Source organism: Pantoea sp. RIT-PI-b (assembly GCF_001187905.1).
In the GTDB taxonomy this organism is placed as follows: Bacteria; Pseudomonadota; Gammaproteobacteria; order Enterobacterales; family Enterobacteriaceae; genus Pantoea; species Pantoea nemavictus.
In genome coordinates this window covers 1-12517 of the sequence record NZ_LGIS01000012.1, presented here as the reverse complement: position 1 = coordinate 12517, position 12517 = coordinate 1, and the positions used below count along the sequence as shown (strand labels likewise).

The window sequence follows — 12517 nt, the reverse complement described above, 5'->3', positions numbered from 1 at the left end:
CAAGTTCCTGTCGTCAGTCCTCAACCAGCACTTAGTTTAGGTGCTGAAATGCCCCGCTGAGCGGTTTTTCGAGCGGATAATCGAGATCGCCATGCTTGCTGGTGCCAAAGCCTAACGCCACCAGCGACTCCACCATTTTCACCGCGGCGCTTACGCCGTCGATTACCGGTAGTCCCAGCTCTTTGGTGAGATCCTGGGCGAGCGTGGCCATGCCGCCGCAGCCCAGCACAATCGCACCGCTGCCATCTTCGCGTTTCGCCTGAATGCAGAGCTGACGCACCTTCTCCTGCGCCACGCCGCTGCCGTCCTCCAGCGCCAGCACCGGCAGATCGATGGCGTGCAACGCAGCACAATGGTGGGTAAAACCGTATTGCTGCAGCAGATGGCGAGCAATCACCAGCGTACGCGGTAAGGTGGTGACGATCGAAAAACGCGTCGCCACCAGCGTGGCGGTATGCATCGCTGCTTCCGCAATGCCGATCACCGGTCCGCTCGCCAGTTCGCGTGCCGCCAGTAATCCCGGATCGCCAAAACAGGCAATAATATGGCCGCTAACGCCCTGCTCTTTGCCGCGCTTCACCTGCTCCAGCACGCCAATCGCCGCAATGGCTTCATCAAAATGCCCTTCAATCGACGGCACGCCGTGGCTCGGGCACACCGCCAGAATTTCGGTGCCCGGCGCGGCGACCGCGCGCGCGGCGGCACCAATGGTTTCCGTCATCGCCAGGCTGGTGTTGGGATTGATCACCTGGATCAGGCTCATGATGCCGCTCCTTTGTTACCGGCAAATAACCGGGAGAAATCAGGCAAGGTTTCGCCGCTGCGCTCAAAGTGCAGGCTGGCAACAATGTGTTCGAAGTGTTGCTGCAGTGCGGCAGTTAACGCCGGTAGATCTTTTTTCCGCAGCAGATCCACCAGCCGATCGTGATGATCGCAACGGCAGCCGCGCTGCCACGGCGCACCGTACGCGGCGATCACCAGCGACGAGCGCTGCGTCAGACGCGTCACCATATCGGTGAGCACTTCATTACCCGATATCGCTTGCAGCTGAATATGAAAGGCGGCAGACAGCCGAATCGCGGCGGCACCATCATGCTGATCGTGCGCCTGCTGCTCGGCTTCAATCAGAGCCGCCAGCGCGGCTAAATGCGGTTGCTGTATGTGGGTCATCACCGCGGGCAAATTTGCGCACTCTAATAAGCTGCGGGTAGCAAAGATATCGCGTGCTTCATCCACGCCCGGCGTGGCCACTTGTGCACCACGCCTGGGCGACAAGGTGATCATTTGCACCGCGGCGAGGCGTTGCAGCACCTTACGAATGCCGGTGCGGCTAACACCAAACACCTCAGATAACGCTTCTTCCGGCAATTTACTGCCCGGCGGCAGTTGATGCTCAACAATGGCGGTGAGAAGCGCCTGATAGATGGGTTCATCGCGATCGTTCAGATCGGCAGCCGTTTTCTGGCCTGTTTCACTCTTCATTACCTGCTCCGGTAAGTGACTGTGTGCTGCACATCGTATACGTGAAATGATTTTTTTGTATACAAGAAATCAAATGTGGCCTGGATCCTGCAATACCGTTTCACGCTGTGATTATTCTTCCATGATGTAGAGAGGAGCAGGTTTCATGCCAAATCATTCTGAAGTGACCTCGCGGGTGGCCTCTGAAGCCAACGCACAATACAGTCCGCGCCTGTGCAATGACGATCTGGCGCCAACGCGCGACCAGAACTGGTCGTGGTACAACATCTTTTCTTTCTGGATGTCGGATGTGCATAGCATGGGCGGCTATGTCGTTGCCGCCAGCTTCTTTACTTTAGGTCTGGCGAGCTGGCAGGTTCTGCTGTGTTTGTTAGTGGGCATCTGCATCGTGCAGCTGTGCGCTAATCTGGTGGCCAAACCGAGCCAGATGGCAGGCGTGCCGTACGCGGTGATTTCGCGTCAGGCGTTTGGCGTGTTTGGTGCCAACATCCCGGCGATCATTCGCGGGCTGATCGCCTTTGCCTGGTACGGCATCCAGACTTATCTGGCGGCCAACGCGTTAATGCTGGTGCTGCTGAAGTTCTTCCCGACGCTTAGCAGCATGACGCAGAGCAGCTGGCTCGGCTTATCGCAGCTGGGCTGGTGCTGTTTTGGTGTGATGTGGTTACTGCAGGCGATGGTGTTCTGGCATGGGATGAACGCGATTAAACGCTTTATCGATGTCGCGGGTCCAGCGGTATATGTGGTGATGGTGGCGCTGGCTGGCTGGATTGTATACAAAACCGGTTTCGACGGTATCTCCTTCACTCTGGCCAGCAAACAGCTAAGCACCGGCGAGCAAACCTGGCAGATGATCACCGCCACCGCGCTGGTGGTCTCTTACTTCTCGGGTCCGCTGCTCAACTTTGGTGACTTCTCACGTTACGGTAAAAGCATGGGCGAAATTCGTCGCGGCAACCGCTGGGGCTTACCGTTCAACTTCCTGCTGTTCTCGATTGTCACCGTGGTGATTGTTTCCGGCACTCAGTCGCTGTTCGGCAGAATGATCACCGATCCGATTGAGACCGTCAGCATGGTGGGTAACGACGTGGCGGTGGCAATTGGCCTGCTGACCATGATAATCGCCACCATCGGCATTAATATCGTGGCCAACTTTGTTTCGCCAGCGTTCGACTTCTCTAACTGCTCACCGCAGAAAATCAGCTTCCGTACCGGAGGCATGATTGCTGCGGTTGGCTCGGTATTGCTGACGCCGTGGAACCTGTTCCAGTCACCGGAGCTGATTCACTATACGCTGGATGTGCTGGGTGCGTTTATTGGGCCGCTGTTCGGTATTCTGATTGCTGATTTCTATTTGATTAAACGCAGCAAAGTCTACGTTGACGATCTGTTTGATGACACGCCGAAAGGACGTTACTGGTATCGCAGCGGCTTCAACCCAAAAGCGATTGCCGCGCTGCTGCCGTCGGTGGCGATTGGTCTGGTGATCAGTTTTATTCCCTCACTGCATGCAGTCGCGAACTTTAGCTGGTTTATCGGTGTGGCATTGGGCGCCGGTTGCTATCGCTGGCTGGCGCGTGCTGACCGTGAAGCTTCGGTAGCGGCGTATCGCACGACTGTGGCGGTGCAGAAGGATTAATGGTGGGCTGGTCGCCATGAATGGCGACCCTACGCTAGATGTGTAGGGCTGGCATTTATGCCAGCCAGGAAAAGCAAAAAGCCGATGCATTTCTGCATCGGCTTCTTTAAATAGATTGGCGGAACGGACGGGGCTCGAACCCGCGACCCCCTGCGTGACAGGCAGGTATTCTAACCAACTGAACTACCGCTCCGCGCTTTGTTCCCCGTCGAGAACGAGGCGCATATTAATAGCAGCTTCAGCACCCGTCAACGCTTTTTATGTGGGAATGTTTCGTTTGGCGTTTTTTTCAGCTTAACGACGATTTTGCACGCAAAATCAGCTGTTTTACATCCGCCACAGGCAGCTGCCGCCCTTCTTCTGCACCAAATCCAGACGACCTTCATGCGCGGTTAACTCTTCGTCGCTGGCGATAACGATGCGCAGGCCCGAACTCGGACGCACAATGCGTTGAATATTCTCACCGCCACCCTGATTGTTCTGCTCGCCGTCCAGCGAAAAGGCCAGCGAGGTTTGCCCGCCGGTCATCATCAGGAACACTTCTGCCAGAATCTCGGCATCGAGCAGTGCGCCGTGCAGCGTACGCTTGCTGTTGTCTATTTCATAACGGTTACACAATGCATCAAGGCTGTTGCGTTTACCGGGATACATCTTACGCGCCATCGCGAGGCTATCGGTGATCTGGCAGAAAGTTTCGGTTTTGCCGATATCTCGCTTTAGCATGCCGAATTCATAATCCATAAAGCCGATATCGAACGAGGCGTTATGGATCACCAGCTCTGCGCCACGAATGTACTCAAGAAATTCGTCGGCAATATCCGCAAACAGCGGCTTATCGGCGAGAAATTCATCGGCAATGCCGTGCACGCCGAACGCTTCTGGATCCACCAGCCGATCGGGCTTCAGATACATGTGGAAGTTGTTGCCGGTCAGGCGACGGTTGATCACCTCAACCGCACCAATTTCAATGATGCGATGTCCTTCATAATGCACACCGATCATGTTCATGCCGGTGGTTTCAGTATCGAGGACGATCTGGCGGTTATTTGCAGTGCTCATAGGACTCGTTTTATGTCAGACTTGGCGTTTTGTCAGAAGGAAGTCTACCAGAGATGCGCAAACAGGTAGAAATATTCACCGATGGATCCTGCCTGGGCAATCCCGGTCCCGGTGGCTACGGCGCCATTCTACGCTATCGCGAACATGAAAAATTGTTCAGCACCGGCTATCGTCTTACCACCAATAATCGCATGGAGTTGATGGCCGCGATCGTGGCACTCGAAGCCTTGACGCAGCCGTGTGACGTGGTGATCAGCACCGACAGCCAATATGTGCGCCAGGGCATTACCAGCTGGATTCATAACTGGAAGAAGCGCGGCTGGAAAACCGCCGATAAGAAGCCCGTGAAAAATGTTGATTTGTGGAAACGCCTCGATCTGGCGCTCAGCAATCATGAAATTAAGTGGGAATGGGTGAAAGGTCACGCCGGTCATCCAGAAAATGAACGCTGCGATGAACTGGCACGCAGCGCGGCGGGTAATCCTACGCAGGATGACATCGGCTATCAGGTTGAGTCCTGATCCTTCACTTCGCGAAACTGGCGCGTCACGTTAACCGTTTGACGCAGCTGGCTTTGACTTAGATTCTTCTTCATTTTGGTGGGCGTTAACGGGAACGTACGTTTACGCGCCACTACAATATTCAAACACCCGAGTGCAGGCAGATGCGCACTGATCACCCTGCCGCCTTGTCGATGCCATGGCACCACCTGAAAACGCGTGCGATATACCACTTCATAATTAAGCAGGTTGAGCCAATCGAGCAAACGTACCTGACTGAACATGCGTCCACTCCATGGCGCGCGTGAGTGCAAACCGGGAATACCTTTGCTAATACCTAACAGACTGAACGGATTGAAGCCGCTAATGATCATCCAGCCATCATCAATCAGCACGCGATCTACCTCGCGTAATACTCGATGGGGATCCTGACTCCATGCCAGCGTATGTGCGAGTAAACAGGCATCAACGGATTTCGATTCAAAGGGTAACTGGGTGGAATTGGCAATCACCTGTAGCTCATCGCCCTCAATGCCCACATTCACCTGATGCGATATGGCACACTGACTGGTGTTGATTTCTGCGCTGAGGCTGCCAATTTTAAGCATATGAAAGCCATAGAGCTTACCGAGATAGGGCTGCAGTTGCTGGGTGAGCGCGTCGCGAAAATAGTCTCCCATGGGCATATCGCGCCAGGAGCGCGGTGCAGTCAGGATTTGGCGTGTTTTAGCTGGCTTCATGCTCTACCATTTTCCTTTTTCTACGACCTGAGAGGTGTTTATGAATCTTACCAGCATTCCCGCATTGCAGGATAACTACATCTGGGCACTGACGGACGAAGACAATAGATGTCTGATTGTCGATCCCGGCGAAGCACAGCCGGTGCTGGATAAATTGAAAGCGAATCGCTGGCAACCTGTCGCGATTTTGCTGACGCATCATCATCATGATCACGTCGGCGGTGTGAGCGAACTGTTGCAGCACTATCCCGATTTGGAGGTTTTCGGTCCACAGGAAACTGCAGATAAAGGAGCCAAGCGCATTGTGACTGAAGGGGATGAATTTACCCTACTTGGTCTGAACTTCCGCGTCATCGCAACGCCTGGTCATACTTTAGGACATATCTCATATTTCAGCTCCCCTTATCTTTTCTGTGGTGACACCCTATTTTCTGGCGGCTGCGGACGCTTATTTGAAGGCACCGCACAACAAATGTTCGAATCATTTCAAAAGCTTAATCAGCTACCTGAAGATACCCTTATTTGCTGTGCGCATGAATACACTTTATCCAATATGAAGTTTGCTGCGGCTATTCTGCCCCAAGACCCTAAAATTTTGGCAAGGTATCAGCAAATTAAGGACTTACGCGCAGAAAACCGCATTACTTTACCGACAAAACTGGCCTTAGAGCGTGAAATAAATTTATTTTTACGCACGCAAGACCCTGATTTACAACAGGCTTTAGGCACTAATGTCTCATCGTCGGCGTTATGGCAAACTTTTGCCGATCTACGCGAGAAGAAAGACCGCTTTTAATTTTTGAGGTTGTGTTGTGGCGGACCGTCACGTATAGTTGCTCGTCTTTTAAGCGAACTATTGACACACACATGAAGGCTAAAGCGATATTACTCGCCTCGGTCTTGCTGGTAGGATGTCAGGCATCAAGGAATGACGCCAATATCCCCGTACAGCATGCACAGAGTCTGTCTTCAGCTGGTCAAGGTGAAAATGGAAAGTACGGAGATCGATTGTTGTCGCCGCGATGGCAGGATGATGGAACAAGCCTCGCAGAAGATACTGATCTCTGGAATCACATTAGTGACGAGTTGAAGATGGGGATTCCGGAAAACAACCGGATCCGCGAACAAAAAACAAAATTTTTAAAAAATAAGAGCTATCTCCACGATGTAACATTACGGGCAGAGCCGTACATGTACTGGATAGTCGAGCAGATACAGAAACGTAAAATGCCGATGGAACTGGTACTGCTACCCATAGTGGAGAGCGCTTTTGACCCACACGCAACATCTTCTGCGAATGCCGCCGGCATCTGGCAGATTGTTGCACAAACGGGCAAAAACTATGGTTTGAAACAGAACCAATGGTACGACGGACGCCGCGATGTGGTGGCCTCGACCAAAGTAGCGCTGGACATGATGCAGCGTCTGAACGGTATGTTTGACGGTGACTGGTTACTGACCATCGCCGCCTATAACAGCGGTGAAGGGCGTGTGCTGAAAGCGATGAAACAGAATAAGGCGCGCGGCAAGCCGACGGACTTCTGGAGTTTATCGTTACCACGCGAGACGACGGTGTACGTACCTAAAATGTTGGCCTTGAGTGAGATCCTCAAGAACAACAAGCGTTACGGTATCAAACTGCCGACCCCGAACGAGAGCCGTGCATTAGCTCGCGTAGAAGTGGGACAGCAGATTGAACTGACGCAGGCCGCCGACATGGCCGGCATGTCTCTCAGCAAGCTGAAGACATTTAATGCTGGTTATAAAAACGGTGCCACAGCGCCAAACGGACCGCACTACATTATGGTGCCGAAGTCTAACGTTGCTAAGCTGCGCGATTCACTGGCTTCCGGTGATATCGCTTCCGTGCAGCCTACCGAGATGGCGAAAGTCAGCGCGGCAGGAAACAGCTACACGGTTCGCAAAGGTGACACCTTGTCTGGCATTGCCAGCAAACTTGGCGTTAGCGTCAGTGCACTGAAACAGCAGAACAATCTGCGCAGCGCTTCAGTTCGTACCGGTCAGACCTTGACCGTAAGCGGCAAAGCGAGCACGCAATTGGCTGATAACGGCAACAGCATCACCTACCGTGTACGTAAGGGTGATTCTTTTGCCAGTATTGCAAAACGTCATGGTGTGAACACCAAAGATGTTATGCGCTGGAACAGTGATGCTAAAGACATCCAGCCGGGCGACAAGCTCACGCTGTTTGTGAATAATAGCGCAACACCTGATACCTAATGCCCCGAAAAGGCTGACTTTTGTCAGCCTTTTTCATTTTCGGCAATCCACAAAATGTGCCCTTCCCTTCTTAAGGCTTTTGCGAATAATCCGCCTTATCCATTTCTGATAATTTTTGATTATTGCAAAGCGGCGTTCTGAGCGCGTTTCTTAACGCTCGATACCGTAGAGGGAGTTGAATTCAACCAACAGAGGATTGTGGTCTGAAGCGCGCGTTACCAGCACTGAGGCTTCACTCACCTTCATATCGCGATAGAAAACGAAATCCAGCGGACGACCAAAGGCTTTACGGCGATGGTCGTCCGTGAAGTTAACCTCCCGCAGTGACATATCCCGGGCAAAACGGTACAGCGCGTTCATGCGCTGACGGCTCCATGCGTTGAAATCGCCGGCCATGATTACGGGCCCACGATGATGTTGAATCTGTTCACCAATCGGTCCGAGCTGCTTGCTGTACACATCCACCCCGAGACTGAAATTTACCGCGTGGATATTTACCACCATCAGCATTTCGCCGGTGGGTAAAGGATAAGCCGTGACCAACGCTGATTTGGCAAAACGTAGCAATGGCTCTCGTTCACGCAATGGGCAGCAATACACAGGATGCGCAGAAGCCAACGTCATGACGCCAGAAGGATGTTGCGGTAAGACAAATGCGGGGACCTGATCGGCTGCGAGATAGTTGCTGGTGGCGAATTTGACCAGCTCAGGCGTGGCTTGCGCTTCCTGTAACAGCACCAGGTGAGCATCTTTGCCGAAGCCTTCCAGCACTGACATCCACTCTGCACGCTGCTGCTTGAAGATATTCCAGACTAAAACCCGCAGCGTTGGATCTGTGGGTAGAGGTGCTCCGGGCGGTAAAGGCTGTCCAGCATGCAGCATTGCCCCCGGCGGAAAGATCCGCTCAGCTGGCTGACCTGCTACATAACGCATTGAATAAGTTTTTTTTCGCACTTTCCCGCCTGACTGGTTTACGACTCTGACTTCACCTGACTGTTATAGGGATTTTAGCGCGGGGTTTCAATTGATGTTGGTGATTGTCGGAATTCACCTCACAGCAGAGTAATGTAACAGCCTGCCAGTTGGCAGGCTGTTGTGCCTATTATTCAATCGCAATCGCCGAGTTCGGCTTTTCGAGCTGACCGCTTAAACGTACCAGCAGCAACGCACCAAATACAATGACAGCGCCTACCCATGGTGTTTGTGCCAAACCATAATGCTCAACAATATAACCACCGACCGTAGACCCCAGAGCAATCCCAATATTGAATGCTGCGATATTCAAACCTGAAGCGACATCCACTGCGCCCGGTGCAAAGTGTTCAGCTTTCTGCACCACATAAACCTGCAAACCGGGCACGTTGGCAAAAGCGAAGATACCCATGACCAATACCGTTGCCACTGACATGTAATGCATACTTGCAGTGAACTGGAATACCATCAGCAAAATTGCCAGCGCCGTAAAGATCAGTGTTAGAGCGGGAACGGCTCCGCGTCGATCGGCCAGCTTACCGCCCCAGATGTTACCAATGGCAACGGAAATACCATATCCCAACAAAATCACGCTTACCGCGGTCGGCGAAAAACCGGCCAGCGACTGCATCATCGGCGCAAGGAATGTGAAGGCAGTAAATACGCCACCATAACCCAGTGCAGTAATGGCATAGATCAGTAGCAGACGTGGATTAACCATTACGCGTGCCTGCTGTGCCAGTGTCGTGGCCGGTGGTTGCGCAATATTACGTGGGATAAGCACCTGACTTGCGACTAATGCAATCACTCCTAATAGCGATACAGCGAGGAAACTTTCACGCCAGCCAAAGTGTTGCCCGATTAGCGTCCCCAACGGCACACCTGTTACCAAAGCGACGGTTAGACCACCAAACATGATGGCAATCGCACTCGCGGCTTTCTCCTTGCTCACCAGACTGGTTGCAATCGTTGATCCGACAGAGAAGAACACACCATGAGCGAGACCGGTCAGCAAACGGGCTATTACCAGCGTTTCATAGTTTGGCGCCAGCCAGGCAACCAGATTACCGACGGTAAATAGTGCCATCAATCCCATCAATAATTGTTTACGGGCTAGCTTGCCGGTTAAGGCGGTAAGCACGGGTGCGCCGACAGCCACGCCTAAAGCGTAAATGGATACCAGCATTCCTGCAGAAGGTAGCGTAATACTGAGCTGTTCAGCGATGGTCGGAATCAATCCAACAATCACAAATTCTGTGGTTCCGATGGCATAGGCACTGATTGTAAGCGCCCAAAGTGCAAGTGGCATGATTAACTCCCAATAAGGTTTTGTTGGGCGTTAGTATTACTGCATGCTTTAATGACAAAAAGATGCAAAGTGAGAATAGACTTTTGCTTTTGGAGGGATAATGAAGGCATCGTCAGATGAGTTAAAAGTGTTTATTGCCGTGGTTGAAAGCGGCAGTTTCAGCCGTGCTGCGGAACAGCTACAGATGGCCAATTCGGCAGTAAGCCGTACCGTTAAGAAACTGGAGAATAAACTGGGTGTTGCGCTATTAACGCGTACCACACGCCAGCTGGCACTCACTCATGAAGGCGAACATTACTTTCGCCGTGTGCAAAAGTTGATGCAGGAGATGTCTACGGCCGAGAGTGAGCTCATAGAGCGGCAAATGGCTCCACAGGGCATACTGCGCATTGATGCAGCTACACCCGTGATTCTGCATCTGTTACTACCGATGATTAAACCATTTCGTGAGCGCTATCCGGACGTTAGGCTATCGCTGATTTCTTCAGAGAGCTTCATCAATCTCATCGAACGTAAAGTCGATGTGGCAATTCGCGCTGGCAATTTAACGGACTCCACGCTACGTGCTCGCCTACTCTTCACTAGCTATCGCAAACTAGTAGCCACGCCGGCTTATTTGGCGAAATATGGCGTACCGGCTTCAGCAGCTGATTTGGCCTATCATGAATGCCTTGGCTTTGTTGAAACGCCCCGGTTAAATCGTTGGCCTGTCACCGATGAAAATGGTGACCTATATGACAGTATTCCGAGTATGTCATCTAACAGCGGCGAAACTCTCAAACAGTTAGTTTTAGGCGATCAGGGTATCGCTTGTTTATCAGATTTTATGGTGGATAAAGAAATTGCGGATGGCACTTTCATTGAGCTGCTTGCTGAGCGACGCGTTCCAGTAAAAATGCCTTTTAATGCAGTCTATTACAGCGACTTAGGTGTTAGCCAACGCGTCAGGGCGTTTATCGACTTTCTGAGTGAATGGTTAAAAGATCAGCCCTGGCGAGTGCAGGGCTGAATATGGGGTAGTGATTAATCCCAGTCAGGCGCCAGACCTTCCGGACTCACTAAACGATGCTGACGATCCAGCGCTGCAATATCTGCCATATCTTTATCATCCAGATGCAAATTAACCGCTGCCATGTTGCTCGACAGGTTTTCACGTTTGGTTGATGACGGGATAACCGCGTAACCTAACTTCATTGCCCATGCCAGAACAATCTGAGCTGGAGTGGCTTTATGCTTCTGAGCAATCGCGTTAATCACCTCATCCTTTAGCGCTTCTCCATAAGCCAGCGTCATATAAGAAGTGATATGAAGAGCGTGCTGTTGCGCGAAATCGACTACCTGTCGATTCTGTAGGAAGGGATGCAACTCGATCTGGTTAGTCGCAATATTTTCCACACCCACTGCTTCAATCGCCTCTTTCATCAATGCAATTGGGAAGTTTGAAATACCAATTTGACGCGTCAGTCCTGCTTCTTTTGCTGCCATTAATGCCATCATACTTTCTTTAACAGAAATAGCTTTTCCGGGCGAAGGCCAATGGATTAGCGTGAGGTCGACATAATTGGTACGCAGTTTTATCAGGCTCTCTTCTAAGCTCGGGATTAGCGCCTCAGAGGACAAATTCTCGATCCAGATCTTGGTAGTAATAAATAATTCATCACGCGCTAGGCCGCTTTCTGCAATTGCTTGCCCTACAGCAGCCTCATTTTCATAGATTTGAGCGGTATCGATAGCGCGATAGCCAAGATCCAGTGCATTTTTAACGGACTGAATGACGACATCGTCCTGAAGACGAAAAGTACCTAAACCAAAAGCGGGGATTGTCATGATTTCCTCATCGTATAGCGTTATGTTTCGATGGGAACTATTCTGGCAGGTTTATTATTGCTGAAAAATCCGCTTATAAGCAGAAGAATTTTGATTTTTCATCAACAATAACGAAAATATTACCAACATGAAAAAGCCCTGACTTTGCAGTCAGGGCTTATCAATTAAGTGGCGGAACGGACGGGGCTCGAACCCGCGACCCCCTGCGTGACAGGCAGGTATTCTAACCAACTGAACTACCGCTCCACCGATTCTGTACTGACATCAGAAAATCGTTCTGATTTCAGGTGTTTCGCCCTTTCCGCGTCACCGGTAAGGTCACGATCCGATAACGGATCTTAATTTGATGCCTGGCAGTTCCCTACTCTCGCATGGGGAGACCCCACACTACCATCGGCGCTACGGCGTTTCACTTCTGAGTTCGGCATGGGGTCAGGTGGGACCACCGCGCTAAAGCCGCCAGGCAAATTCTTGCGCACGAAACGAATATTTTTCACTGATGCCGCGTTGCTCTCCCTCGCGTTACTCAGTCACATACTTCCGTATGCTCCTTCGTTCCGTCTCGGTCGGCGTCTCGCCTCAGCGTAAAATCTTTCGTTTCCGCTAATTCTTTATCCGTTAAACAAGCTGAAAATCCGGTCTCTCAGACCAAAACGCCTCTGGCGTTGTAAGGTTAAGCCTCACGGGTCATTAGTACCGGTTAGCTCAACGCATCGCTGCGCTTACACACCCGGCCTATCAACGTCGT

General features: G+C 51.7%; 11 protein-coding genes, 2 tRNA genes, 2 rRNA genes and 1 pseudogene. 5 read left to right on the top strand and 11 right to left on the bottom strand.

Annotated elements, in window-relative coordinates:
* Positions 1 to 31: 31 nt before the first annotated feature.
* Together hpxA and AC790_RS01755 are read right to left on the bottom strand one after the other, a co-directional pair.
* Positions 32 to 763 carry an allantoin racemase gene (gene hpxA / locus AC790_RS01760; RefSeq protein ID WP_049850745.1) on the bottom strand — a complete coding sequence of 244 codons (732 nt, stop codon included), beginning with the start codon at positions 761 to 763 and terminating at the stop codon, positions 32 to 34.
* On the bottom strand, positions 760 to 1482 hold the full coding sequence (locus AC790_RS01755) for a GntR family transcriptional regulator (RefSeq protein WP_049850744.1): 723 nt from the start codon (positions 1480 to 1482) through the stop codon (positions 760 to 762). Before AC790_RS01755 ends, hpxA begins: the two co-directional genes overlap by 4 nt.
* 145 nt (positions 1483 to 1627) lie before the next feature.
* Between AC790_RS01755 and AC790_RS01750 the strand changes: the two genes are divergently transcribed.
* Complete coding sequence (locus AC790_RS01750) at positions 1628 to 3121, top strand: NCS1 family nucleobase:cation symporter-1 (RefSeq protein WP_049850743.1); 1494 nt, start codon at positions 1628 to 1630, stop codon at positions 3119 to 3121.
* A 116-nt stretch (positions 3122 to 3237) separates the two neighbouring features.
* On the opposite strand, the gene AC790_RS01745 is transcribed toward AC790_RS01750, so the two are convergent.
* Both AC790_RS01745 and dnaQ read right to left on the bottom strand, forming a co-directional pair.
* Positions 3238 to 3314: transfer RNA gene (locus AC790_RS01745), tRNA-Asp, on the bottom strand.
* Positions 3315 to 3448: 134 nt separating this feature from the next.
* Positions 3449 to 4180 carry a DNA polymerase III subunit epsilon gene (gene dnaQ, locus AC790_RS01740; RefSeq protein WP_049850742.1) on the bottom strand — a complete coding sequence of 244 codons (732 nt, stop codon included), beginning with the start codon at positions 4178 to 4180 and terminating at the stop codon, positions 3449 to 3451.
* Between dnaQ and rnhA the strand changes: the two are divergent.
* Positions 4134 to 4701: pseudogene (gene rnhA, locus AC790_RS01735) on the top strand (ribonuclease HI). The gene dnaQ and the pseudogene rnhA overlap by 47 nt on opposite strands.
* On the opposite strand, the gene AC790_RS01730 reads toward rnhA, so the two are convergent.
* On the bottom strand, positions 4686 to 5420 hold the full coding sequence (locus AC790_RS01730; protein WP_007887211.1) for a class I SAM-dependent methyltransferase: 735 nt from the start codon (positions 5418 to 5420) through the stop codon (positions 4686 to 4688). The pseudogene rnhA and the gene AC790_RS01730 sit on opposite strands and share 16 nt — an antisense overlap.
* A 40-nt stretch (positions 5421 to 5460) precedes the next feature.
* Between AC790_RS01730 and gloB the strand changes: the two genes are divergently transcribed.
* Entirely contained in the window at positions 5461 to 6216 is a 756-nt protein-coding gene (gloB, locus tag AC790_RS01725) for a hydroxyacylglutathione hydrolase (RefSeq protein ID WP_049850741.1), read from the top strand.
* Positions 6217 to 6287: 71 nt separating this feature from the next.
* Positions 6288 to 7661, top strand: a complete 1374-nt coding sequence (gene mltD, locus AC790_RS01720) for a murein transglycosylase D (RefSeq protein ID WP_049850740.1) — start codon at positions 6288 to 6290, stop codon at positions 7659 to 7661.
* Between the two features lie 150 nt (positions 7662 to 7811).
* On the opposite strand, the gene AC790_RS01715 is transcribed toward mltD, so the two are convergent.
* Entirely contained in the window at positions 7812 to 8615 is an 804-nt protein-coding gene (locus AC790_RS01715) for an endonuclease/exonuclease/phosphatase family protein (protein ID WP_049850739.1), read from the bottom strand.
* Between the two features lie 148 nt (positions 8616 to 8763).
* Entirely contained in the window at positions 8764 to 9942 is a 1179-nt protein-coding gene (locus AC790_RS01710) for an MFS transporter (RefSeq protein ID WP_049850738.1), read from the bottom strand.
* A 100-nt stretch (positions 9943 to 10042) separates the two neighbouring features.
* Between AC790_RS01710 and yafC the strand changes: the two genes are divergently transcribed.
* Entirely contained in the window at positions 10043 to 10951 is a 909-nt protein-coding gene (gene yafC / locus AC790_RS01705; protein WP_007887220.1) for a DNA-binding transcriptional regulator YafC, read from the top strand.
* Between the two features lie 14 nt (positions 10952 to 10965).
* Here yafC and dkgB read toward each other — a convergent pair whose 3' ends face one another.
* From dkgB to AC790_RS01685, 4 genes are all read right to left on the bottom strand, one after another.
* Positions 10966 to 11769 (bottom strand): 2,5-didehydrogluconate reductase DkgB, encoded by an 804-nt coding sequence (gene dkgB / locus AC790_RS01700; RefSeq protein WP_049850737.1) that lies wholly within the window; start codon positions 11767 to 11769, stop codon positions 10966 to 10968.
* A 169-nt stretch (positions 11770 to 11938) separates the two neighbouring features.
* Positions 11939 to 12015: transfer RNA gene (locus AC790_RS01695), tRNA-Asp, on the bottom strand.
* Positions 12016 to 12117: 102 nt separating this feature from the next.
* A 5S ribosomal RNA gene (gene rrf, locus AC790_RS01690) occupies positions 12118 to 12233 on the bottom strand.
* Between the two features lie 205 nt (positions 12234 to 12438).
* Positions 12439 to 12517 (bottom strand): 23S ribosomal RNA (locus AC790_RS01685); the annotation flags it as partial.